This is a genomic window from Pseudaquidulcibacter saccharophilus, assembly GCF_019455445.1.
Lineage (GTDB): Bacteria > Pseudomonadota > Alphaproteobacteria > Caulobacterales > Aquidulcibacteraceae > Pseudaquidulcibacter > Pseudaquidulcibacter saccharophilus.
On sequence record NZ_JAHWUS010000001.1, the window covers coordinates 1,007,282 to 1,030,874 of the forward strand.

The following is a 23,593-nucleotide window of genomic DNA, read 5'->3' on the forward strand; positions in this document are numbered from 1 at the left end:
CAGTTTACAAAGGTTATAACATAAATATAATTATTTATAATATTGTGCGAAGGAGGATGTTTTGACTGCCGCCAAATCCGTATTAAAGCTTTTTATAACTTCCTTTTTTGTATTCACACCAATTTTTGCAATCAGCAATATTGCAAATGCGCAAACAAATAATGCGCCATCAAAGCAAGATATTGCCAAAGTTTTTTACCAAAATGGCGAAAAAGCAAATAGTTCAAGGGATTATTCAGCGGCATTAGAATATTATAAAAAAGCTGCCAACCTAGATCATGTTGAGGCAATGAACATGATTGGTTTTTACTATCAAAATGGTTATGGCATAAATGCAGATTATACCAAGGCTTTTGAGTGGTATAAAAAAGCTGCGGCGCTTGGCAGCAGTAATGCGATGAATAATATTGGAAATTTATATGTTGATGGTCTGGGCGTAACCAAAGATTATGCCAAGGCAATAGAATGGCTTCAAAAAGCCGCCTTACTTAATAGCCCGGCCGCATTCAATAATATTGGATATATATATGAAAATGGCGGTGATGGCGAAGATTATAGCAAATTAGGGGTTTCAGCCGATACCGCAAGGATGCTTTCAGGTTACGGCGTAAAAAAAGATTATACCAAGGCAAGGGAAAATTATGAAAAGGCGCTTGGCATAAATCCAAATTACTCAAGGGCGTTGTTTCACTTGGGTAATATATATGAACAAGGATTAGGAGTAACGCAGGATTACTCAACAGCAGGGGCATATTATATTAAAGCGGTTAATAATGGCGATATTGATTCAATTCTTAGGCTGGCTAATTTTTATTATGATGGCAGAGGTGTAACGCAAGATGATACGACTGCCTTGAATTTATATGAGACATGGTATGGAAAGGCTCTTAACGCAGACGAAAAACTATTTTATTCTACCAGAATAAATCAGTTAGAAGTAAAATTAAAAGCTAAAAAAGATAATGAAGATGCCGCAGCATTAAAGGCAGAAAAAGAAGCAGAAGAGCAGGCTGAATGTCGTCATCTTTCAGACGAAATGGATACTATATCATCGGAACAAGACAGGCTTGAAACTGCAATTGATTTAAGGAAAACAGCTATAATGCTTGCGCAACAAAACTTGTCGCTTGCTTCAAGTCGGGGGGCATATACAGGTGGATATGCTGCGCAACTGGCGGAATTACAATCTGGATATGCAAATATGGTTAGAGAGTATAATTCAATGGTGAAAAAGCGTAATAATTTAGTGACTAAATATCGTGATAAATGCGAGTAAACGCTTTTAAAGTTTGCCTCTAAAGCAATTTGACAAAAACCTATGACGCATCATGCGCAATACCAATCTATAATGCGCGGCGGGTGGATAAAGGCTGGATAATTCGATAGAATTATAATATCAACTAAAAGCAGAATTGGAACTGGTAATGAAGTTGAAATTGTCTTTGGTTTTAATGGGTTGTTTGGCATTTTGGGGCGCTGACGCGTTTGCTAAACCCTTGGAATATTCAAATTGTCGTGACTTGCCGTCATTATATTTATTGCCACAAAGCGATGCGTTCAAAACCAAGTTTTCTGCATCATTGGACAATTCTTCACAAAGTTCCATAGAAATATATAATCAGTTTCCAGAAGTATTCAAAAGCGACTTGAATAAGACAGAGTTCAGCGCATATGAGCTTAATCAAATTGATATTTTCCGAAATGTTTTTGTAAAAAAATATCGTGAATGTGGTTCGGAATTATCAGAAAATTCAAAAACCGCTTTAGGTACCGACGCAAATATTGCGCGCTTAAATTCATATCTTGATGAATATGTTTTGCGCCTTGCCGATGGTTTTGGCGATAAAATAAACAATGCCACAAAATTTAAGGTCGAAGATTTATACAATTATAAGCGTGAATTCGATGATGTTTTTTATACTTATAGCGGATTTTATAACGGCCTAATTGAAACCAAACCCGCACTTTTAAACAAGCTAAAAACCGCCGAGGCAAAGATTAAACTTGCTATTGAACAGGCGTACGCAATTGATGCGCGGGGCGGGACGTGCCTTATTGAAGATAATAAAAAGGCATATTTATTGATGCCGACTTATTCATTTAATCATAAGACTTTTCCGCAATTCAACGGGGCGGTTACACCGCGCAAAATATTATTTGCTGTTGATGCAAACGGACATTCCACAAATATAAAAGCATCGCCACCATTTACAAAAAGCGATTTCAAATCCGAAAAAGATATTGCCAAAGCCAATGAGGAAATCGGAAACTATATTTCAACCGCAGTCATCTATCCACCGGCAAAAAATTGTATTGGCCAAATAGGGGTGGGGGAAACAACCGTTGATTTATACCATATCCATCATCATTGATTAGAATATTAAATTCTTTAAAAATGCACTTCAACAAAGTTCTCTTACCAAAACATGTGCAAAGAATTTTTGGAAACCGCGTTTTTAATTGAATTTCTAACAATTAAGTGAAGCGAAAGCGGAACGCAAGCGCGATTGAGCGCCGGCGGCGAGTGCCGCCGCCCCACCGGAGGCATAATGCGAAGCATTTAGCCGTGAGGTCAAAAAATATCAATCAAATTCCGCCACCAAATGCCCCTTGGCGACTTCGATAAGTTTCGGGCGATATTGCTCGCCGTCACCATCCACAAGTTTTGATTTCATAAAGCGTAATTGTGCCTTTGCATCCATTGGTGATGGAAGATCGCCTTCAAGTTTGATGCGCTTGCGTGATTTTTCAATTTTTGGATCAGGTATTGGTGCGGCGGATATAAGCGCCTTGGTATATGGGTGACGGGCATCGTTATAGATGCTTTCGCGGTCGGCGGTTTCAACCACACGCCCCAAATACATCACCATAATGCGGTGTGAAACTTCGCGGACAACCGCCAAATCATGGGAAATAAATAGCATCCCAAGTTTAAATTCACGCTGCAAATCCAAAAGCAAATCAATGATTTGTGCGCGAATTGAAACATCAAGTGCCGAGACCGCTTCATCACAAACCACGAATTTCGGTTTCAAAATCATTGCACGGGCGATGCCAACACGTTGGTTTTGGCCACCAGAAAATTCGTGCGGATAGCGGTTAATCCAATTGGGATCAAGGCCCACACGTTCCATAATTTCGCGCACTTTTTCATCGCGCTCTTTACCATTCATAAGTGGGTAATGCACCAATAATGGTTCGGCAATAGAGGCGCCAATCGTCATTCTTGGGTCCAATGATGCCAATGGATCTTGGAAAACAATGGTCATATCCTTGCGGTCGGCACGAATTTCGCTTGCCTTCTTTTGCGAAATATCTTTGCCAAGCCACGCAATCGCACCCGATGTTGGTGGTATAAGTTTTAATACCGCGCGGGCAAGCGTTGATTTACCACAACCAGATTCACCAACCACGCCAATTGTTTCACCCTTGCGCACAGTAATATCAACGCCATCAACGGCCTTTAGTGGCATTTTATGCGGGAAAAGCCCTGCCTTGACCACAATTGGGAAATGAACTTTTAAATCCTTACCTTCAACTACGATTTCGTCTTTTTCGCTTGGTGCGGCTGCAAGCTGCGCGCCTTTACGCGTCTTTGCATCGATACGTGGCACGGCGGCAAGTAGCTTTTTTGTATATTCGTCTTGTGGGTTATAGAAAATATCTTCAACGCTGCCTTGTTCAACATATGCGCCCTTATTCATAACCTGCACATGGTCGGCAAGGCGGGCAACAACGCCCATATCGTGGGTTACAAGGGCAATTGCCGCACCGGTTTCGCGGCGTAATTCTTCCATCAACTCAAGAACCTGTGCCTGAACGGTTACATCAAGTGCGGTTGTCGGTTCGTCGGCAATCAAAAGCTTGGGTGAACACAACATGGCAATGGCAATCATCACCCTTTGGCGCATTCCGCCTGATAATTCGTGGGGATATTGGTTAAGTCTGCGTTTGGCTTCGGGGATACGAACACGTTCAAGCCAATCAACGCAATGTTTCGCCGCCGCATCGCCACGCAATTGTGTATGAAGTTTAAGAACTTCATCCATTTGCGCCCCAATTTTCATATGGGGGGTAAGGGAGGTGAGGGGATCTTGGAAAATCATCGACATTTGATTGCCGCGAATTTCATTCAATTCTTTTGATTTAAGGCCAAGGATTTCTTTGCCATTAAATTTTATTGACCCGTTCGCAACACCATTGCGTGCCAAAAGCCCCATTGCGGTTAAAAAAGTTTGTGATTTGCCAGAACCAGATTCGCCAACAATCGCCACACATTCACCGGCATTAATATCAAGATTAATGCCTTTAACCGCGTTGATTATGCCATCGGGGGTCGTGAAGTTAATTTTTAAATCACGCACACTTAGAATTGGCTGTTGCAAAACTTTCTCCCGCTTTAGACAGTTTGTTTTCTATTTTGCCAAAAGACAACATAAATCTGGCATTGCGCAAGTGATTTTTGTGTAAAAAAACAAGTTTTTTAACAGTTTTTACCCTTTATCCCGCTGCTATGGGGAATAAAAATGATGTAGTTAATCTCGCAAAAAAGAATCGGAAGAAATATGCGAATTTTATTGGTCAATGATGACGGAATTCATGCCCCGGGGTTGGGCGTATTAGAAGAAATCGCCCGCGAACTAAGCGATGATATTTGGATTGTCGCCCCCGATGTGGAGCGTTCGGGCGCATCGCGTGCATTAACACTGACTGATCCAATCAGGGTAAGAAAAATCGATGACCGCCGTTATTCATGCTCTGGCACACCAACTGATTGTGTGCTTTTGGGGGTTTTGGATTTGGTTAAAGGCAAAAAGCCAGATTTGATTTTATCGGGCGTTAACCGCGGTCAAAATCTGGCCGAAGATGTAACAGTTTCGGGAACTGTTGCCGGCGCGGTGCAGGGGATGCAAATGGGTATTCCATCAATCGCACTTTCGCAAACTATTGATTATGACCACGGCAAAGAATGTGATTGGACCATTTCCAAACAAACCGGTGCCGAGGTTGTGAAACGTCTTTTGAAACATAAATGGTCATCAAAAACCGTTATGAATGTTAATTTCCCAGACTTTTTAAAAGATGGGCAGTTGGCAATTGAGGCAACCCACCAAGGGGCGCGTGATGAAGACGTGAATCACGTTGATCGCCGTGCTGATTTACGTGGTAATGATTATTATTGGCTTGGCTATAATAACAAGCAACTTACGCCTGAAGAAGGTTCTGATTTGCGGGCGGTAATGGATGGCAAGGTTTCTGTGACACCGTTGCATATTGATTTAACCGCCAAAAAAGTTTTGTCTCAATTGGCAAAAGAATTTAACTATAATGGGGCCGTATAATTCATGAGCATTAATGAAGCGCGCGCACAATTAATCCTTGCCTTGCGTCAGCAGGGTATCAGGGATGCGCGCGTGCTTGAAGTTATGGAAACAACCCCACGTGAAAAATTTGTTTCGCCAGAATTTGCCGATAAGGCATGGGATAATCAGGCATTGCCAATTCCCTTTGGGCAGACAATTTCCCAACCCTTTGTTGTCGGTGCGATGACGGCGGCACTTGGGTTAAAAGGTGATGAAAAAGTTTTGGAAATCGGTACTGGTTCGGGTTATCAAACCGCGATTTTATCAAAACTTTGCAAACGGGTTTTCACGATTGAACGTTATCGCCCACTATTGCGGATTGCCCAACAGAAATTTGCCGATATGCGCCTGCATAATGTGGTTTCAAAATGTGCCGATGGTGGTCTTGGCTGGGAAGATCAAGGACCGTTTGACGCAATAATACTTACTTGTGCCGCACCAATTCGCCCTGATACATTGCTTGGGCAGCTAAAGCCTGGTGGGGTTTTGGTTGCACCAGTGGGACAAGGAAGTGTGCAGGAATTATTGCGTTACAGACGGCGTGAAGATGGCATATTCGAAGAAGAAGAATTAATGGATGTGCGCTTTGTACCATTGCTTCCGGGTACATCGGGATAGTCATTAAGCCTATATAAACCAAAACCTGCCAATAGAATCATCATGAAGGCAAGGTTTTGGATTTTTGGCATTTTAACGGCCGCTATTTGTGCGAATGGCAATTGTATTGCCTTTGCCCAAGATGTTGCGCCACCGGGAACCAAGGCGTTCGATCCGCGCAATCCGCCAACCGAAACCGTTGCCAAACCACATGAAACCCTTTTTGATATTGCCGAACGCACACGTTCACCATTGCAGGGCATTATTGAGGTAAATGGTTTTTCACCTCCATTTGAAATTTCAGCAGGGCAGGTGATTAAACTACCACCGCTTAAGGTGCATGTGGTGCAGCCTGGTGAGACATTTGACATAATTGCCGATAGATATTCGGTTGATACCCGTTCTTTGGCGATTTTTAATAATTTACCCAAGCCATATAAAGTTTCAGTTGGGCAAAAAATTATCTTGCCGGCAATGGTAATGGATACTTTAACCGGTCTTGAACCCCGCGATTTGGTTGATTTACTAGCAAGTGAGATTGGCGCAGGCCGCCAAGTTTCTGGCGCGAAAAAGGGGACAATCCACCGTGATAATACCATCCCGCAGCTTCCAGAATTTTCAACCGAGGCCAATGGCGTAATTCCAACCCCACCAATTAAGTCACCTGATACGATTACCCCACCGGTCATAAAGCCGCCGGTTAAAACACCTGACACAAAACCTGTTATTACCAAGCCACCTGAAACAAAACCTGTTATCAAGTCGCCAACCGATACAAAAATGGCAAATGTCATTCCAAATGATGTTATTGCCAATACCACAAGCAATATAAAATTTGCATGGCCAATCAGGGGTAAAATCATTGATGGTTATGGTGATAAACCTGGCTTTAGGCGCAATGATGGCATTGATATTGATGCCAAGGAAAATACGCCATTTTTTGCCGCCGCCGATGGTGAAGTCGCCTATGTCGGCGATCAGCTTCAGGGGTATGGTTGGTTAATTTTGGTAAAGCATGATGCAAAATATATCACCGCCTATGCTTATTGCTCCGAACCCAAGGTAAAAGAGGGGCAGAAAGTTAAAAAGGGTCAGATTCTTGGTTTGGTTGGTAAAACTGGGCGAGCGACGACACCGCGCCTTCATTTCCAAATCCGTGAAGATACCAAAGCGGAAAACCCATTAAAATATTTACCAAAAGCGGGATAAAATGCTTTTATTTTCTGATAAATGCGCCATAATTGCGTTATGAAAAAATCCCTTCTTTTACCAATCGTTGCTGTGTCAATTTTGCTTTCGTCTTGCAATAAGAAACCCGATGAAACCAAAAACCAATCACCATCTTTAGAAGTTAAAGAGCAAAAGACGCAAACGTCAGCACCAACAAAGCCCAAAGTAATTGAGGAAAGGCCCGATATTTCTGAAAAAGCTGCACGTGATGCTATGGTTGGGGTTTGGGTTATGGCAGGGGATGAATGCGACAGTAGTACGGGAATATCACTTGCCGCCAATGGCAAATATGGTTCCGATGACGAAGGTGGAACTTGGTCAATGGATGGCTATTCATTAAAAGTCGATGCAACAGATGATGCCAATGCGGATGGCGAAAGTAAAACCGCAACCAATGAATGGATATTAAAATTACGCAAAATTGACGATAAGCAGGCAATTCTTTCACGTGGTGACGGTAAAAAGGTGGTTTGGAAACGTTGCCCACAAGTACCTGAATAATAAGTAAGCAAATAATTATAAGGGATGCAATATGAAATTATATAGCGCGAAATACGCCCCAAACCCTTTGCGGGTTGAAGTTTTTCTAAAAGAAAAAGGTATTTATGAGCAAATCGAAATTATCGAAGTTGAACTAGCCGAAGAGGCAAAGGGTCAAGAGCATCTAACAAGAAACCTTTTGGGGCAAGTTCCGGTTCTTGAATTGGATGATGGGCGTTTTTTATCGGAATCTCGTGCAATTTGCGCATATCTTGAAGGTCTTTATCCAGAACCCAATTTATTGGGTAATGGTTTTGAAGAAGCCGCCTTTATCGAAATGTATGATCGCCAGATTGAACACGGCTTGTTATATAATGTTATGCAATGGGTGCGCCATACCCATCCGGGGCTTGCGAAACTTGAAAAGCCGCAAATACCAGAATGGGGTGCATCATGCGAAGCCAAGGCACGCCGTGCCGCAGGGATTTTTGATACCCAGCTTGCCATTCATCAATATGCGGCGGGTGACAGGTTCACAATCGCAGATTTAACCCTGTTTGCAGGTCTAAACTTTGGGCGATTGGTCAAATTCAAAGCGTGGGAAGAATATGAAAACATCGGCCGTTGGTACGGGGAATTAATGCAACGCCCGGCGTTTAAATAAACAAAAGCCCTGCATTGCAGGGCTTTTTTTAGATATGCGAATAAAAATCGAAAACTATGCTTTTTGATTTTTATTCTCTACATTTGCCAAGTTTCTAAGTGAGCGAAGCGAAGGCGGAAACTTGAAGAGGTTTAATACTGCCAATCATCCTTACGCGCCAAAATGTCATGATTTTTCAATATAATTTTATAATTCCAGAGTTCTCTCCATCAATAGGATAAATAAATCCTGATGTTTCAAGTTCCGTTTCTTTTTGGACATTTCTTTTAACTAGAAAATCAAAAATATATTTTCCTCCAAATGGTGGCTTAAATATAGAAAATGGCCCTTGAACCATGTTTATTCCGAATTCTCCATGATATTTGCAAAGAGCAGTAATTCCCTGCCTGTTGCAATCAAATCCATATAATTTACCTTTCTCGATAAAGCTCTCTATGCTTGATGTCTGACCACCAAATATCTTCATAAGTTTGTTATTAATTATTCCCATGTTTTCATAATAAATATTATCCTTATAAATAGAGAATAATTCGTCATCTTTTAGGCCGACACAATCTTTTACCCCGTATGGTTTAGATACAATTTCTGGAAGATTACAATCCCAATTGGTATTGCTTTTAAGTCTATTAACAAGCTTGCCTGACCCTAATTTATCAAACGCAATCTTTGGGCTAGCATAAGAGCAAGCAGCAATTGGCATTAGTAATAACAGATTAAAAACAAATCTTAATGCTTTCATTTAACCTTTGCCTTATCCAATATAGGTTTCAAATGTTATAGTTCTTTCATCCGCTAAAGTATTTCGATACTCTTATTTATTATTACCTTAACAATGGAATTTGCTTAACATTTTATTATAATAAATAATTACTTAATCATGCTAACTTTTCGCTTAATTTTATTGTTATTAAAAAGCCCTGCATTGCAGGGCTTTTTTTAGATATGCGAATAAAAATCGAAAACCACGCTTTTTGATTTTTATTCTCTACATTTGCCAAGTTTCTAAGTGAGCGAAGCGAAGGCAGAAACTTGAAGAGATTTAATACTGCCAATCATCCTTGCGCGCGACCATGTCGATTAATGCCGACGGACCTTTATGGGCATGGCCTTCTTCAAGATGGGCGTCATATTCTTCTAGCTGAAGCATATCAAATTCCGCAAAATCATGACGCAGCAAATCTTTGGTATAAAGATTTTCAATTTCTTTTGGGCCACCGGTTAAAAATTCAAGCTGTTTTGGTGAATAACCGTGAAGCATGATTAAACCATCGGGTTTCAAGGCCTTTTTGAATTTGGCAAACAATTTGCTTCTTTCTTCTGGGGGGGCAAATTGAATGAAAATGGCGATAATTGCGTCATATTCCTCTTCTTTTGGTTCCCAATCGAAAATATTCATAACTTCAAAAGTAACATCGGAATTTTTTTCGGCACAAAGTTTTTTTGCCTTTTCAATTGCCACTTCGGAAAAATCTGTTGCATAGACATGATGACCAAGTGAAGCAAGATAACAAGAATTGCGCCCCTCACCATCGCCCGGCATAAAGATTTTAGAACCAGGGGTTAGGTAATTTGCATGTTTTTTTACAAATTCACTCGCCTCGGTGCCAAACACAAACTCATCGGTATTAAAGCGATTATCCCAAAATTCCTTTGTCATCATCTTGTCCTTTTTACTTGATTTTCTTTGTTATAAATTTTTGGCATTAAATGTATCGCATGACGCAGGGTCGCCTGATTTCATACCAACATTAAACCATTTTTCACGTTGTGCGGATGTGCCGTGGGTAAAACTGTCAGGAACAGCATAACCTTGGGCACGCTTTTGCAGGCGATCATCACCCACGGATTCTGCGGCATTCATTGCCTCTTCAATATCGCCTTGTTCAAGGTTTCCGGCGTCGGCAATCGCATTCTTTGCCCATGCGCCGGCAAAACAATCGGCCTGAAGCTCGATACGAACGGAAAGCGAGTTGGCCCCCTTATCTTCGCCAGAGCGTGCCATTGCACGGTGTGCTTTTGACAAAATTCCCATTTCGTCTTGAACACGGTGACCAATTTCATGGGCAACAACATAGGCTTCGGCAAAATCACCATTTGCACCCAATGAAGTGCGCATTTCATTAAAGAAGCCCATATCGAGATATACTTTGCCATCACCTGGGCAATAAAATGGGCCAGTTGCTTGGGATGCCGTTCCACATGCCGATTTGGTTGAATTATCGAAAATGACCAAAGTTGGCGGGTTATAGGTTCCGCCATTTTGTTTGAAATAATTGCCCCAATAATCTTCGGTCGAGCCAAGAACGCGGGCAATACGTTTTGCGGTGCGTGCTTCGTCTGTGTTGCGATCATTGGCTGTATTAAGGCCGTTGGCACTTGTATCCTGTCCTTGATAGCCACTTTGGGAATATGAATTATTATCAGAGGGCAAATTGGCAAGCAGGTTTTTGCCGCCACCAAAGAACAAAATCAAAAGAACAACAATTACAAAGCCCAAACCACCACCGGTGCGAATTGGAATTCCGCCATTGCCAAAGCCACCACCTAAGTTGCCGCCAAAGCCACCATCATCACCACCTGAACCACCACGGCGGTCTTCAATATTTGTCGATTCCCTGAGATTTTCGTCGCGCATTATTACCTCTTTATTTTAGAGGCATAATAAATGTTCACGCGCTTTATTTAAAGCACTATTGTTTGTTCATAGCAGTCTTTATTGCCGCAGGTGCGAAGGTGTTGCGGGCAAAGCGCGGATTATCCTGTGGCTCATAATCTGGGGCTTTATCAAATGCCAGTTTTTCAAGTGTTGGCGCATTTTGACCCAAACGTTTGTGATAGACCCAAAGATTGGTCATAACCTTTTTAACATATTCGCGCGCTTGGGTGTTTGGTGTGGCCTCTATGAACATCAAAGTATCATTGCTCATGGCGATATTGCGCGACCATTTATTCACATTCCCCGGGCCCGCATTATACGCCATTAGTGCGCGGGCAACCGAGTTGTTAATCTGATCAAGGCGTAAAACATATTCAAGATAATTTTCGCCGAGTGAAATATTAACCTCATCATCATGCAAAAGACTTGGGTTATTGCGATAATCGGGACGACCAGCAAGCCATGCCGCAGTTGCCGGCATTAATTGCATAAGGCCACGTGCGCCGGCATAAGAAACCGCAGTTGAGTTGAACTTACTTTCTTGGCGCATAATTGCGTAAATAAGGGCGCGGTCCAACACAAAATCACCACCCCGTGGATGGGCATCAAGTGGCAGAGGGTATGCTTTGGCAATACCTGTAAACACTGTTGAACGGGCGATTTCATCAGATAAATCTTCGAAACCTAATGCTGATGCAATTGTGGTAAAGGCAATGTCATCCTTGGTTTCATTTTCAAGCCATGCATTGCGTAATTCAAATTGCGCAATGTCTTTTTGGCCAATATCAAATAATTCTATGGCATGTTTTAGGCGCGGGCTGGCCTCAACAATATCATAAAGGCTTTTACCCTCATTGGCGGCATCAGGCATTGTGAAATTATCCCAAAGCCCAAGGCGCATCATCGCTAATTGTCCATAAAATGTGAATGGCGTATTGGCAGCGATTTTTAGATATTTATCTTCTAATTCTTTGTTGCCCAATTTTGCTGCGGCGCGTGCCGCCCAAAACGCCCCTTCTGAACGGGTGAAATCATCGCCATATTGCCAGTTTGCAGTTTTATCAAAAAAGCGCAAGGCATCCTGATAATGACCGATACGGTATGCGGCAAGGCCGCCAAACCATGTGGCTTTACCAATTACCCCGCTATTGCCCTGTAAATCGGCAAGATTGATGGCGGCAATATCGCGGTTGGCACGGAAAAGGCTTGCGATTTGTGAAACTGCAGCAATGTCCGCTGCGGTGGTGTTGGGCGCGCGTTCATTGGCAAGTTCTTTTGGGGCTTTAAAACTTATAAGATTTTCACGTTTTTTGGGAAAGATGGGCGCGGAAATATCTTTAACGCCCATTCTTTGCAGTTTGAAATAAATTATATCGGCGCCGAATTTATCGTTATTATTTTTATACCACCCCAATAATTTCTGCTTATCCTCAGAGGTTTCAAGCATGCGAAATTCAAGATATGGCAAAAGTGATTTATCGGTTATTTGGCGTGTGATTTCATCAATCTTTGCGGTGTCATTGCTTGCGATAAGGCCAAAGGCGTGTGTGTATAATTGATGGTCTCGCTCGATTGCCATTAATTGCGCGCGCGCTTCATAGCCACCATTATCAGAGCTAAGGGTGATTGTCTGGGCGGTTGCGGTTGAAAAACCACCCATTATCAACGCCATAAGTGACAGACCAAAAGCAAAGCGCAATTTAAACACCAAAAGATTAACAATGATTTGGATAGAATCACCCAAATATATGTTTAATTTGCCTTTTAATGTTTAATAAATCCTTCCAAGCGCCAGATTTTTCGATTGGGCGTTTCAAGAGATATGATGGGTGGAAAATGCAATATACCGGAATTTCACTCCCATCAGGCAATTTATAAACATGCGCCTTTTTACGCAATTTATTGATACCATCACTCGAATTAAGGACGGTATTCGCCGCAACAGCACCCACCAAAATAATCGCTTTTGGATTTTTCAATTCAATATGCTTTTGTAAAAATGGGAAAAGAATTGTTGTCTCTTCTTTTGTCGGTGTGCGGTTGCCGGGTGGGCGCCAATTTACACAATTGGTTATGTAAAGATTGGTTTTGCGATCAAGACCGATTGAGGCAAACATCCTATCAAGCAATTGCCCCGATACACCAACAAATGGTTTGCCTTGTTCATCCTCATCTCGTCCTGGCGCTTCGCCAATTGCCATGATGGGGGCATCAAGCGCACCATCGGCAAAAACCATCTGTGTTGCTTTGGGCTTTAGTGCGCAACCATCAAATGCATCAAGTGCCGCGCGCAAAGATTCAAGTGATGTGCAGCGAGCAACAATTTCTTCGGCCTTGGCGATGGCATCTTTTGGATTGGCAATATTTTGTGAAACGTTTAAATTCGCAATTGGTAGCGATGGCGTAAGTTTTGCCTTTGGCGGTTCGCGATTGGTTTTAATATCTTCAACTGGTTCAATTACCGAAACACCGTTTGATTCCCACCACCCCAAGAGATTAATGGCGGCATCATGAAAATTAACGCTGTTTGAAACACTGTTTCCCAATTTTTCGACCAAAGTTTCTGCAATACCGCAGGAAATTAAATAACCAATGCTTGATTTAAAATTTTTCAGTCTTAAAAGCAATGCTACATAATATATTTAAAATAAAGTTCGCAGCATAAATTAAAACAGACTAACTGGGGAAAAGTTATGGATAATCAAGAAATCGAACGCGAGTCTATGGAATATGACGTTGTCATAGTCGGGGCTGGTGTTGCGGGTCTTTCAACGGCAATCAAATTAAAACAATTGAACCAAGAATTAAATATTGCCGTTCTTGAAAAAGGTGCCGAAGTTGGCGCGCATATTTTATCTGGTGCGGTTATTGACCCATCAGGTCTTGATGAACTTTTACCCAATTGGCGTGAGGCATCTGACTGCCCATTAGAAACAGAAGTTCAAAAAGATGAATTTTACCTTTTGAATGAAACCGGCTCTATTGGTTTGCCACATTTCCTTATGCCGCCATTGATGAATAATCATGGAAATTATATCGGCTCTTTGGGTAATGTTGCGCGCTTCCTTGGCGCCCATGCCGAAGAATTAGGGGTCGAAATTTACCCTGGCTTTGCTGCTGCTGCATTGGTTTACAATGATGATGGCTCTGTAAAAGGTGTGCAGGTTGGTGACATGGGCGTTGGTCGCGATGGTCAGCCAAAGGGTGACTTTACACCGGGCATCGAGCTTCATGCAAAATATACCATCCTTGCAGAAGGTGCGCGCGGCTCTTTATCAAAGCAGGCAATTGCAAAATATGGCCTTGATAAAAATTCCGATTATCAAAAATATGGGATTGGTATCAAAGAATTATGGCAAATTGACCCTGCTAAACATAAAAAAGGTACCGTCCAACACTCATTCGGTTGGCCATTAAAAGATGAAGATGGCAATGGCGGTGCATTCCTTTACCATTGGGGCGATAATTTTGTTTCCGTTGGTTTTGTGGTGCATCTAAACTATAAAAACCCATATTTGTCGCCTTTCGAAGAATTCCAAAAGTTAAAACATCACCCACTTTATGAAGATACTTTCAAAGGTGGCAAACGTATCGCTTATGGTGCACGCGCCTTGACCGAGGGTGGCTTCCAATCAGTTCCTGATTTGGCATTCCCGGGTGGTGCATTGGTTGGTTGTTCGGCAGGTTTTATGAACGTGCCGCGTATTAAAGGTTCTCATAACGCAATTAAATCTGGTATTTTGGCGGCAATCGCAATTGATGAAGCGTTCAAAAGCGGTGATGCACCGGCAACCCTGCCAAACCTTAATCAGCTTTATCAAAATTCTGAAATCAAAAAAGATTTGTACCGCGTTCGTAACGTAAAACCACTTTGGTCAAAATTTGGCACAATGGTTGGGGTTGCGCTTGGTGGTCTCGATATGTGGTTCAACACCTTATTGGGCGTATCGCCATTTGGCACAATGGCACATGGCAAGCCGGATTCAGAATGTTTGAAACCTGCCGCTGAATGCACGAAAATTGAATATAAAAAGCCTGATGGCGTTATTTCATTTGATCGCCTGTCTTCTGTGTTCTTATCAAACACCAACCATGAAGAAGATCAACCAGTGCATCTAGTTTTAAAAGATGCCGAATTGCAAAAGGCTTCAGAATTAGACGTATTTGCCGGCCCATCAACCCGCTATTGTCCAGCCGGTGTCTATGAATGGGTTGACGGAAAATATGTAATCAACGCCCAAAACTGCGTGCATTGCAAAACCTGCGATATCAAAGATCCAAACCAAAACATTACATGGACTGTTCCCCAAGGTGGCGAAGGTCCTATTTACTCGAATATGTAGGTTTGGACGTCGAACTACGGGCAAGCCTGCTCGCAGGTATTAACATACCTGCTGCGCGGTCTTACCCGTATTTCTTAGCCCAACCCCACATCTTCTGAATAAATCATGGCAATAGTTGTTGATTTGTTGGCGAGCCTGCTCATGAGGTTTAACATACCCGCTTCGCGGTTCTCACCAATATCTCTTTGCCAAAATCCACATATTATTTGTAAATGCATGGTCATGATGGCGCGTTAAAAACATTTCACCAAAACTATAAATAATAAACATGATATTGCGCTTGCTTATGAATTTGCGGCGTTATAGATTGGTCAAATGAAATCACGCTTGAAAAATATTGTTTTTGGATTTTCGTCACTTTGCTTTTTTGTTGGCGTTGCCCCTGCTTTTGCTTCTGAACCCGTTGTTTTGCACCGCGACAATGCCATAGAGCTTGGTAATCTTTATGCCGATAGCTTAACTGGCACATATGCCCAAAATGTCGGCGATGCCAAACTTGCCGCCGCCGCGTATGTGAGTGCATGGGAGCATAACAAATCTGATAGCGAATTGTTCGATCGTGCGGTTCGCGCCTATATGGTTTTTGGCGATATTGATAATGCAAGCAAGATTGTTATCCCTGCGGATAAGGCGCTTTTAAATGACGATGCTAAATTGATTTTGGCATATAATGCGCTTTTGTCTGGTAAGGCTGGTGACGTAAATAAATTATTGCCATTCGACAAGGATTCAACCGTTTTCACGCCAACTCGCGCGCTTTTTGCCCGCAACCTAAAGGCATGGGCCTTGGCCAAAGAAGGCAAAAAGGATGAGGCATTAAAAATTGCTACCGTTCCAGCCGGTATCAAAAGCATTGACAAGGCCGCAAATTATTCACGTGGCCTTTTATATCAATATTTTGGTGATAATGAGGATGCGCTTGCGGCCTATGAAACCGCATATCAATCAGGTGCAATAAATCAAATTGGTATCGAGTCTTATGTTAAATTACTGGCATCAACTGGTCAAAAAGATAAGGCGCTTGCGGTTTTAAATGAATTAAAGGCCGCCAATGCATCAGATTCCTATTATGATAATGTCTATAAAACAATTGATGCGGGAAAATTGCCGGCGTTAAAGAAAAAAGACAAAAAGCAAATTAATAAATATATTGGCTCTTCATTAGGGGTGATTTCAATTGCGCAATCAGGTGATTTCCGAAATGGCTCACCATTATCAGAGCTTGCAATTGCCCGTAAATTTGACCCAACACTTTATTCATTAAACGTTACATCGGCACGAATTCTTTCTGCGCTTAATATCGATGATGACGCGGTAAAATTATTAGAAGCTGTTCCGGCAGATTCATTGAATGGCGATCAGGCAAGTTCTTTATTGGCAAGTATTGTCTTTGATAAAGACAAGGCAAAAGGTGTTGCAATTGCCGAGCGCGCTTTAAAAGCAAATCCAAGCATTTCCAACCGCGTTTCCGCCGCAGTATATTATATTGATACCAAACAATATGATAAATCAATTGAACTATATAATAGTGTGATTGCCGATGCTGCATCATCAACAAGCGGTTTTGAGATGTGGCAATTGTATTTTGGGCGTGCCAATGCCTATTTGGGCATCGAAGATTGGGACAATGCCATAAAAGACTTGCGCAAGGCAAATGAATTAAACCCCGGCAACCCAAGCCTTATGAACAGCCTTGGCTATACCCTTGCTGACAGGAACATAAATTTACCAGAGGCACAAAAATTACTTGAAGATGCGGTTGCACTTGACCCGCGCTCTGGTGAGGTTTTGGACAGTCTTGGCTGGGTATTATTCCGCATGGGAAAATATGACGAAGCGCTTGACAGGCTCGAGGTTGCATTCTCATTATCGCCAGGTGTTGGTGAAATTGCTGAACATTTGGGCGACGCCTATTTCCGTACCAACCGCAAGACTGAGGCAAAGTTAGAATGGGAAAAGGCATCCCGCCTTTATGAAAAAGATTCAGACAAGGCGCGCGTATTGTCAAAGGTTGAAAAAGGTCTCGAAAATTTACCGAAAAGCAAAATGGCCCAACAATAAATGCCAGAGGCTGTGTAAAAGTCATGTTTAAAAAAGCAATTTAATTGGTTGTTGTGAATGTCTCTGCAACGCTATTTCTCGCCTGCAAAAATAAATCTTACCTTGCACGTAAGTGCGCCAATTGCGGCGGGTGAAAAATATGCGGGATATCACAAACTTGATTCACTCGTGGCATTTACAAAAGATATTGGCGATTATTTGTATTTTCTTCCGTCAGAAAGCCTTGAGTTAATTATTAGTGGTCGCTTTGCTAATGGGCTTGATACTGGTGAAAATAATATAATTATCAAGGCATTAAGATTGCTTGAGGCGCATGTTGGGCATTCAATTAAGGCAAAAATTGAACTTGAAAAGAATTTGCCAATTGCCTCTGGCATTGGGGGTGGTTCGGGCAATGCGGCGGCGGCATTAATTGGCTTGAACCAGATATTCAATCTCGGTCTAGATTATGAAGTTTTGGAGAAAATCGCGTTGCAACTTGGGGCCGATGTTCCGGTTTGCCTAAAGGGTTTGCCAATAATTATGCGCAATATTGGTGATGAATTTGCACCGGCACCAAAATTTCCCAATCTTCCGATTGTGCTTGCCAACCCATTGGTGGAATGTTCAACCCCATCAATCTATAAAAAATTTGACTATTTAAAAGATTACGATTTTTCGGAATTTGAATTTAAAGATACCACTAGTTTGGACGGGTTTTGCGATCTTATTTCAAGCGCAAAAAATGACCTTGAAAATGCAAATTTTGCACTTTATCCGCAGGTGAAACTATTGGTAAAAACCATGAAAAACCTTACTGGAGTTAAATTGGTTCGTATGTCTGGCTCTGGCGGAAGTGTTTTTGCAATTTTCGAAAATGCAGACTATGCAAAAAAGGGTGCAGAAACTTTGCACGAAATCTATAATAACCAAATTTGGGCAATAGCAGGGACGCTGGCTGGAAATCATGAGTGAAGAATTAAATATATTCCAAATTAACGGAATGCTTGCCTTTATTGCGTCACTGGTTTGCACGCGCTTGTTAATAAGTGCGCACCTTAATGATGCGCCAAATGATGCCCGCAAATTGCATGACAAAAATAATGCAACGGCGGGTGGCTTGGCAATTATTTTGGGTTTTTGTGCTGGCTTAATCTCACTAAATCACCAAATGGGTCTAGTTGAAAATAAGCAAATTTTGTTTGTTGTCGGGCTATCACTTTCTTTAGGGTTAATTGGCCTGATTGATGATGTTTTTACCCTTAAATCACATTTTAGAATGGCACTTTTGGTTTTGATAATTGGCCTTTTTTTGCGGCCTGAATTTGTTGTTAAAACCCTGCCAATTTATACCGGCATACGCATTGAAATCGGCATGATTTTTGGGATTGTCGGCTCGTTCCTTTGGCTGATGTTAATGATTAATGCCGTGAATTTTATGGACGGGGCCAATGGCGTTGCTTTTGGCGCAATTTCCATATCCTTTATCGGGCTTGGGGCGATGTGCTTTTTACATGGCGAAATTGGTGGCGCGGCAATGTGCTTTTTGGCGACCGCCGCTATTTGGGGCTTCTTGACCTATAATGTGGGTAAGGGGAATATTTTTGCGGGTGATGTGGGTTCGTGGTTTATTGGCGGTCTTTATGGCGCAATGGGATTATTGGCAGCAAAGGCGGGCGTGAATGTTTTTGCAATTGCGCTTTGTGCCTTGCCAATTCTTGCGGATGTGATTTTAACAATTATTCACCGCATTAAATTGGGTGAAAATATTTTATCTGCGCATAACCGCCATATTTATCAACGCATTATAAAAGGCGGAAAGTCACATTTTTACACCGCGCTATTATTATGGTTGCAAACCCAAGTTTGTGTTGCGGCGGCAATTGCTGGCGATAAATTTGCACAAAATTATCAAGCAGTGATTTTTGCCGGAATGGTTGTGATTTATATTATTGCCTTCGCAATCTTAAGACCGCGATTAGAAGCCAAAATTATCTAATACGGCTTACAACCATATCAGCAAGGCTAATGAGTGCTTGTTTGATATCAGAATCCGCAAGATTATCTAATGCCGCCTTGGCAAGATCGGCACGTGATTGCGCCTCATTCAATGTTGCCTCAATCGCGCCGGTTTGCTTGATGTAGGTGAGGGCAGTGTAAAGATCCTCATCAGAATGTTTGCGGGCAAGCACTTTTTTCCAGAATTCATTTTGCTTGTCATCGGCTTTTTCAAGTGCGGCGATTAATGGGAATGTTGCCTTACCTTCACGGAAGTCATCGCCAACGCGTTTTCCAAGTTCTTGGGTAATGCCACCGTAATCAAGTGCATCATCAGCAAGTTGGAACGCCATACCAAGTTCTTGACCATAAATACGGAAGGCATCAATAGTATCTTCATCCGCACTGGCACAAATCGCGCCGCATTCAGTTGCCGCAGCAAAAAGGGCCGCGGTTTTAGATGAAATAACCTCAAAATAGGTTTCGCGTTTTGCCGTTCCGGCAGAAGTTGACGCAAGTTGCAAAACTTCACCTTCAGCAATTACGGATGAGGTGCGCGCCAAAATTTCAAGGATGCGAAGTGAATTTGTGGCAACCATCATGCGGAATGCACGCGCGAAAAGGAAGTCACCAACCAAAACGCTTGCCTTGTCACCCCAAATTAGGTTCGCCGCCTTTTGCCCACGACGTAGGTTTGAACCATCAACAACGTCATCATGCAAAAGGGTTGCCGAATGGATAAATTCAACCGCCGCCGCAAGTTTAATTGCGGGCTTGCCAACCGCGCCACACATTTTGGCGGCAGCTAGTGTTAAAAGCGGGCGAAGTCTTTTGCCACCTGCGTCCACAAGGTGATGGGCAACATCGGGGATAAGGCCGACATTCGACATCATTTGCGATGAAATTTCTACTTCAGTTTGCGCCAGCTCACCCTCAAGAAGTTGCGAAAGAATTTCCATCGCATTAGGAGTTTTCACAGCAGGCACAATTGCAGGTGCGTTCAAAACAATTCTCCGAAATTATAGTGCAATTTTGCTTATGACATTTATAATTAAAATTTCAAACCGCGATTACAGCTTAAACACAAAAATTCCAATAGGACAAAATGGTAAAATGCAATAAGGTCACACTTGTAGAGTGTAAATAATTCTAATATCAAAGGCCATTAGGCAGATTTATGACAGAAAATATCGAAATTACCAATGACTATTTTTTAGAACGTTCGCTAAGAATCACTCAACCTGCAAAGGGGTATCGTGCGGGAATTGATGCGGTTTTATTGGGTGCTGCGGCGGGAGCAAAAGGCAATGTGAAAAATATTGCCGAACTTGGTGCGGGTGTAGGTGTTGCAAGTTTAAGCGCCCTTTGGCGATTAAAACCAAATATAATCAATGCCTTGGCGATTGAAAAAGACGAAAGATATTTCGGGCTTTTGCAGCAAAATATTACCCAAAATGGTTTTGAAAATATTGTTGCGCAAAATATTGATGGCTTAAAGCCCAATAAAGAAATCGAAAATAAATTTGATTTGGTAATTTCCAACCCGCCTTTTTTTGACGATAATACAACAATTCGTGATCCCCATATGGCGCGGCAATCGGCATATATTATTGGGCAGCCGCTTGAAAAATGGATAATTGCAATGTTGCGGCTTTGTCACGCAAAAGGTGACATTTTAGTCATACATCGCGCCGATAGAATGACCGATATTTTGAACGCATTAAAGAATCGGGCAGGGGATATTCGCGTTTTGCCAATCCACCCCAAAACCACACAAAATGCCAATCGTATCATTGTGCGCGCAAAAAAGGCATCAAAAGCGCCAACGCAAATCCTGCCATCGCTTTATCTTCGTGATATTGAAAATGACGGGGTTTATTTGCCAGAGATTGACGGGCTGTGCCGTGGTGAAAATCTTGAAGTGTTTGAGGGGCTTTTTAAATGATAATCGACAAAAGTGTTATGCAGGATTTCCCCTGGGTTAAAACCAACGCCCACAAACATTCGCGCGGGCGGCTTGCGGTTTTTTCGGGCGGGGAATTGCACACTGGTGCGGCGCGTCTTGTTGCCAATTGTGGGGCGCGTATTGGTGCGGGTTGGGTGGTCATGTTTGCCTCTATTGATGCCGCAAGAATAATTGCCGCCCACGAAACTGCAATAATGGTTGAAGAGTATGAATATTCACCAGCATTGCCGCAAAAAATTACTGATTTTCGGGCGATTGTTATTGGTCCGGCATTGGGTTTTGGCAAGGGGAAATATGCGGCGATAAAATCACTCTTGGGGCTTGAAAATAAATTGGTGCTTGACGCCGATGCCTTGATGATGATTGCAAATGATACTTCAAGTCACGGTTTGCGCGAAATTATTAAAGGGCGTGAATTTGAAACTATCATAACCCCGCATGAAGGCGAATTTTCACGTCTCTTCGTGCATAGCGCCGATGATTTGGATGAAAAAATTGAAATCACCCAAGTGGCCGCCGCAAAAATCAATGCCACAATCGTTCACAAGGGCGCACAGACAGTTATTGCATCACCAAATGGTGATGTGGCGGTTTTGGAAAATTCAACGCCTTGGCTTGCTACTGCGGGCACTGGTGATTGCCTTGCTGGCATGATTGGCGGGCTTGTGGCACAGGGGCTTGATGGGATGAGCGCGGCAAAAATTGCGGTCTATCTTCATAGTGAATGTGGCAAGGCATTCGGTGCAGGACTTATGGCGCAGGATATCCCAAATATCTTGCCAGAAATTCTTAATGAATATGCGCCCAATGAATTGCGCGCCCAATGAAGATTTAGCTTTATGGCGGTTGAAAATTAACCCGCATCAAACTAAAGAAACGCCAGTATTTAATGGAGTAAAAAATGCACGATATAAAAGCAATTCGCGAAAACCCTGAACGCTATGATAAAGCATGGGCAAGACGCGGTCTATCGTCACAAACTCCTGCAATTCTTGAAATTGATGCCAAACTTCGTGCCGCCAAAAACACTCGCATGGAAGCCGAAGCCTTGCGCAATGCATCATCAAAAGCCATTGGCGCCGCCAAGGCACAAAAAAATGAAGAAGAGGCCAATCGCCTAATGGCAGAAGTTGCCAAGGCAAAGGCGGATATTGATGCCGCAACCAGTGAAGAGGCCGCATTGCAATTGTTGCTTGATGAAAAATTGCAAACCTTGCCAAACCTGCCATTTGATGAAGTTCCAGACGGTGGCGGCGAAGAAGAAAATGTTGAGGTTTTAAAATGGGGAATCCCACGCCAATTTGACTTCACACCAAAAGATCACATCGAACTTGGTGCCGGTATTACCGAAAACGGCTTTAAGGCAATGGATTTTGAAACTGCCGCCAAATTATCGGGCGCGCGTTTTGTGCTTTTGCGTGGCCAAATTGCCCGTCTTGAGCGCGCAATTGGTCAATTCATGCTTGATACCCATACCGAAAAAAATGGCTATATCGAAGCATCTGGTCCGGTTTTGGTGCGTTCTGGTGCAATGTTTGGCACGGGGCAACTTCCAAAATTTGAAGAAGATTTGTTCAAAACCACTGATGATCGTTACCTTATCCCAACTGCCGAAGTTTCAATGACCAATACGGTTTTGGGCGAGATTGTTGAAGAAGAAGTTTTGCCAATCCGCCTAACGTCTCTAAGCCCTTGTTTTAGGTCAGAGGCTGGTTCGGCGGGTAAAGATACCACCGGCATGATACGCCAACACCAATTCTGGAAAGTGGAAATGGTGTCAATCACTGCACCAGAAACAAGCAAGGAAGAACATGAGCGTATGACCGCATGTGCCGAAGGTATCCTTCAAGCGCTTGAGTTGCCATATCGTAAAATCGTGCTTTGTACTGGTGATATGGGCTTTGGCGCGCGTAAAACCTATGACCTAGAGGTTTGGTTGCCGGCCCAAGATAAATATCGTGAGATTTCATCATGCTCAAACTGCGGTGATTTTCAGGCGCGCCGCATGAATACCCGCACCCGTAAAAAGGGCGAAAAAGACACACGTTTTGTCCATACTTTGAACGGTTCTGGTCTTGCGGTTGGGCGCACCTTGATTGCGGTTTTGGAAAATTACCAAAATGCCGATGGTACAATTACCGTTCCAAATGTATTACGCAAATACATGAATGGTGCGGAAAAAGTCGGGTAAACATAAATAAGACAAAATATAATGTGAAGGCTTTGGAAATTGTGCTTTCCAAAGCTCTTTGCACA

At 42.6% G+C, this 23,593-nt stretch carries 22 protein-coding genes; 14 read left to right on the plus strand and 8 right to left on the minus strand.

Features of this window, described 5'->3' with window-relative positions; all coding sequences use genetic code 11:
* The first annotated feature begins 61 nt into the window (after positions 1-61).
* Positions 62-1,276 carry a tetratricopeptide repeat protein gene (locus KXV15_RS04790; RefSeq protein ID WP_240007013.1) on the plus strand — a complete coding sequence of 405 codons (1,215 nt, stop codon included), beginning with the start codon at positions 62-64 and terminating at the stop codon, positions 1,274-1,276.
* Between the two features lie 148 nt (positions 1,277-1,424).
* A complete protein-coding gene (locus KXV15_RS04795) occupies positions 1,425-2,372 on the plus strand; it encodes a hypothetical protein (protein ID WP_240007014.1) in 948 nt (315 codons plus the stop codon).
* Positions 2,373-2,582: 210 nt separating this feature from the next.
* Here the strand turns inward: KXV15_RS04795 and KXV15_RS04800 are convergent, their stop codons facing one another.
* Complete coding sequence (locus KXV15_RS04800) at positions 2,583-4,385, minus strand: ABC transporter ATP-binding protein (protein WP_240007015.1); 1,803 nt, start codon at positions 4,383-4,385, stop codon at positions 2,583-2,585.
* 180 nt (positions 4,386-4,565) lie between these two features.
* On the opposite strand from KXV15_RS04800, the gene surE reads away from it, so the two are divergent.
* The 5 genes from surE to KXV15_RS04825 are packed head-to-tail and all read left to right on the plus strand — an operon-like array spanning position 4,566 to position 8,334.
* Positions 4,566-5,342, plus strand: a complete 777-nt coding sequence (gene surE, locus KXV15_RS04805; protein ID WP_240007016.1) for a 5'/3'-nucleotidase SurE — start codon at positions 4,566-4,568, stop codon at positions 5,340-5,342.
* A gap of 3 nt (positions 5,343-5,345) precedes the next feature.
* The gene (locus KXV15_RS04810; RefSeq protein ID WP_240007017.1) at positions 5,346-5,981 is read left to right on the plus strand and encodes a protein-L-isoaspartate(D-aspartate) O-methyltransferase; all 636 of its coding nucleotides are present in this window, start codon (positions 5,346-5,348) and stop codon (positions 5,979-5,981) included.
* 42 nt (positions 5,982-6,023) lie between these two features.
* Complete coding sequence (locus tag KXV15_RS04815) at positions 6,024-7,169, plus strand: LysM peptidoglycan-binding domain-containing M23 family metallopeptidase (protein WP_240007018.1); 1,146 nt, start codon at positions 6,024-6,026, stop codon at positions 7,167-7,169.
* 39 nt (positions 7,170-7,208) lie between these two features.
* Positions 7,209-7,691: a hypothetical protein gene (locus KXV15_RS04820; protein ID WP_240007019.1), complete on the plus strand. Its 483-nt coding sequence runs from the start codon at positions 7,209-7,211 to the stop codon at positions 7,689-7,691.
* Positions 7,692-7,722: 31 nt separating this feature from the next.
* Positions 7,723-8,334 carry a glutathione S-transferase family protein gene (locus tag KXV15_RS04825; RefSeq protein WP_240007020.1) on the plus strand — a complete coding sequence of 204 codons (612 nt, stop codon included), beginning with the start codon at positions 7,723-7,725 and terminating at the stop codon, positions 8,332-8,334.
* A 175-nt stretch (positions 8,335-8,509) separates the two neighbouring features.
* Here KXV15_RS04825 and KXV15_RS04830 read toward each other — a convergent pair whose 3' ends face one another.
* From KXV15_RS04830 to KXV15_RS04850, 5 genes are all read right to left on the minus strand, one after another.
* Entirely contained in the window at positions 8,510-9,073 is a 564-nt protein-coding gene (locus KXV15_RS04830) for a hypothetical protein (RefSeq protein WP_240007021.1), read from the minus strand.
* Between the two features lie 300 nt (positions 9,074-9,373).
* Positions 9,374-9,991, minus strand: a complete 618-nt coding sequence (locus tag KXV15_RS04835; RefSeq protein ID WP_240007022.1) for a class I SAM-dependent methyltransferase — start codon at positions 9,989-9,991, stop codon at positions 9,374-9,376.
* A 30-nt stretch (positions 9,992-10,021) separates the two neighbouring features.
* A complete protein-coding gene (ypfJ, locus tag KXV15_RS04840; protein ID WP_240007023.1) occupies positions 10,022-10,969 on the minus strand; it encodes a KPN_02809 family neutral zinc metallopeptidase in 948 nt (315 codons plus the stop codon).
* 55 nt (positions 10,970-11,024) lie between these two features.
* A complete protein-coding gene (locus KXV15_RS04845; RefSeq protein WP_240007024.1) occupies positions 11,025-12,734 on the minus strand; it encodes a lytic transglycosylase domain-containing protein in 1,710 nt (569 codons plus the stop codon).
* Entirely contained in the window at positions 12,727-13,548 is an 822-nt protein-coding gene (locus KXV15_RS04850; RefSeq protein ID WP_240007025.1) for a uracil-DNA glycosylase, read from the minus strand. The genes KXV15_RS04845 and KXV15_RS04850 overlap by 8 nt, the downstream gene beginning before the upstream one ends.
* Before the next feature lie 135 nt (positions 13,549-13,683).
* Here KXV15_RS04850 and KXV15_RS04855 point away from each other — a divergent pair, with 135 nt between their 5' ends.
* A complete protein-coding gene (locus tag KXV15_RS04855) occupies positions 13,684-15,333 on the plus strand; it encodes an electron transfer flavoprotein-ubiquinone oxidoreductase (RefSeq protein ID WP_240007026.1) in 1,650 nt (549 codons plus the stop codon).
* A 74-nt stretch (positions 15,334-15,407) separates the two neighbouring features.
* On the opposite strand, the gene KXV15_RS04860 is transcribed toward KXV15_RS04855, so the two are convergent.
* On the minus strand, positions 15,408-15,557 hold the full coding sequence (locus KXV15_RS04860; protein WP_240007027.1) for a hypothetical protein: 150 nt from the start codon (positions 15,555-15,557) through the stop codon (positions 15,408-15,410).
* A 91-nt stretch (positions 15,558-15,648) separates the two neighbouring features.
* On the opposite strand from KXV15_RS04860, the gene KXV15_RS04865 reads away from it, so the two are divergent.
* The 3 genes from KXV15_RS04865 to KXV15_RS04875 are packed head-to-tail and all read left to right on the plus strand — an operon-like array spanning position 15,649 to position 19,372.
* The gene (locus KXV15_RS04865; RefSeq protein ID WP_240007028.1) at positions 15,649-17,394 is read left to right on the plus strand and encodes a tetratricopeptide repeat protein; all 1,746 of its coding nucleotides are present in this window, start codon (positions 15,649-15,651) and stop codon (positions 17,392-17,394) included.
* Between the two features lie 57 nt (positions 17,395-17,451).
* Positions 17,452-18,348, plus strand: coding sequence for a 4-(cytidine 5'-diphospho)-2-C-methyl-D-erythritol kinase (locus KXV15_RS04870; RefSeq protein ID WP_240007029.1), 897 nt, complete (start codon positions 17,452-17,454; stop codon positions 18,346-18,348).
* Complete coding sequence (locus tag KXV15_RS04875) at positions 18,341-19,372, plus strand: glycosyltransferase family 4 protein (protein WP_240007030.1); 1,032 nt, start codon at positions 18,341-18,343, stop codon at positions 19,370-19,372. Before KXV15_RS04870 ends, KXV15_RS04875 begins: the two co-directional genes overlap by 8 nt.
* On the opposite strand, the gene KXV15_RS04880 is transcribed toward KXV15_RS04875, so the two are convergent.
* Positions 19,365-20,375: a polyprenyl synthetase family protein gene (locus KXV15_RS04880; protein WP_338050412.1), complete on the minus strand. Its 1,011-nt coding sequence runs from the start codon at positions 20,373-20,375 to the stop codon at positions 19,365-19,367. The two genes, KXV15_RS04875 and KXV15_RS04880, sit on opposite strands and share 8 nt — an antisense overlap.
* 173 nt (positions 20,376-20,548) lie before the next feature.
* Here KXV15_RS04880 and KXV15_RS04885 point away from each other — a divergent pair, with 173 nt between their 5' ends.
* From KXV15_RS04885 to serS, 3 genes are all read left to right on the plus strand, one after another.
* The gene (locus KXV15_RS04885; protein ID WP_240007031.1) at positions 20,549-21,316 is read left to right on the plus strand and encodes a tRNA1(Val) (adenine(37)-N6)-methyltransferase; all 768 of its coding nucleotides are present in this window, start codon (positions 20,549-20,551) and stop codon (positions 21,314-21,316) included.
* Complete coding sequence (locus KXV15_RS04890) at positions 21,313-22,164, plus strand: NAD(P)H-hydrate dehydratase (RefSeq protein WP_240007032.1); 852 nt, start codon at positions 21,313-21,315, stop codon at positions 22,162-22,164. The genes KXV15_RS04885 and KXV15_RS04890 overlap by 4 nt, the downstream gene beginning before the upstream one ends.
* Before the next feature lie 74 nt (positions 22,165-22,238).
* Positions 22,239-23,528: a serine--tRNA ligase gene (gene serS, locus KXV15_RS04895; RefSeq protein WP_240007033.1), complete on the plus strand. Its 1,290-nt coding sequence runs from the start codon at positions 22,239-22,241 to the stop codon at positions 23,526-23,528.
* The last annotated feature ends 65 nt before the right edge of the window (positions 23,529-23,593 follow it).

Bases quoted from the DNA above. Each gene is read 5' to 3' on its own strand.
- KXV15_RS04795 (WP_240007014.1), top strand. From the start codon at position 1,425: ATGAAGTTGAAATTGTCTTTGGTTTTAATGGGTTGTTTGGCATTTTGG.
- surE (WP_240007016.1), top strand. From the start codon at position 4,566: ATGCGAATTTTATTGGTCAATGATGACGGAATTCATGCCCCGGGGTTG.
- KXV15_RS04810 (WP_240007017.1), top strand. From the start codon at position 5,346: ATGAGCATTAATGAAGCGCGCGCACAATTAATCCTTGCCTTGCGTCAG.
- KXV15_RS04815 (WP_240007018.1), top strand. From the start codon at position 6,024: ATGAAGGCAAGGTTTTGGATTTTTGGCATTTTAACGGCCGCTATTTGT.
- KXV15_RS04820 (WP_240007019.1), top strand. From the start codon at position 7,209: ATGAAAAAATCCCTTCTTTTACCAATCGTTGCTGTGTCAATTTTGCTT.
- KXV15_RS04825 (WP_240007020.1), top strand. From the start codon at position 7,723: ATGAAATTATATAGCGCGAAATACGCCCCAAACCCTTTGCGGGTTGAA.
- KXV15_RS04830 (WP_240007021.1), bottom strand. From the start codon at position 9,073: ATGAAAGCATTAAGATTTGTTTTTAATCTGTTATTACTAATGCCAATT.
- KXV15_RS04835 (WP_240007022.1), bottom strand. From the start codon at position 9,991: ATGACAAAGGAATTTTGGGATAATCGCTTTAATACCGATGAGTTTGTG.
- ypfJ (WP_240007023.1), bottom strand. From the start codon at position 10,969: ATGCGCGACGAAAATCTCAGGGAATCGACAAATATTGAAGACCGCCGT.
- KXV15_RS04855 (WP_240007026.1), top strand. From the start codon at position 13,684: ATGGATAATCAAGAAATCGAACGCGAGTCTATGGAATATGACGTTGTC.
- KXV15_RS04860 (WP_240007027.1), bottom strand. From the start codon at position 15,557: ATGACCATGCATTTACAAATAATATGTGGATTTTGGCAAAGAGATATT.
- KXV15_RS04865 (WP_240007028.1), top strand. From the start codon at position 15,649: ATGAAATCACGCTTGAAAAATATTGTTTTTGGATTTTCGTCACTTTGC.
- KXV15_RS04870 (WP_240007029.1), top strand. From the start codon at position 17,452: ATGTCTCTGCAACGCTATTTCTCGCCTGCAAAAATAAATCTTACCTTG.
- KXV15_RS04875 (WP_240007030.1), top strand. From the start codon at position 18,341: ATGAGTGAAGAATTAAATATATTCCAAATTAACGGAATGCTTGCCTTT.
- KXV15_RS04885 (WP_240007031.1), top strand. From the start codon at position 20,549: ATGACAGAAAATATCGAAATTACCAATGACTATTTTTTAGAACGTTCG.
- KXV15_RS04890 (WP_240007032.1), top strand. From the start codon at position 21,313: ATGATAATCGACAAAAGTGTTATGCAGGATTTCCCCTGGGTTAAAACC.
- serS (WP_240007033.1), top strand. From the start codon at position 22,239: ATGCACGATATAAAAGCAATTCGCGAAAACCCTGAACGCTATGATAAA.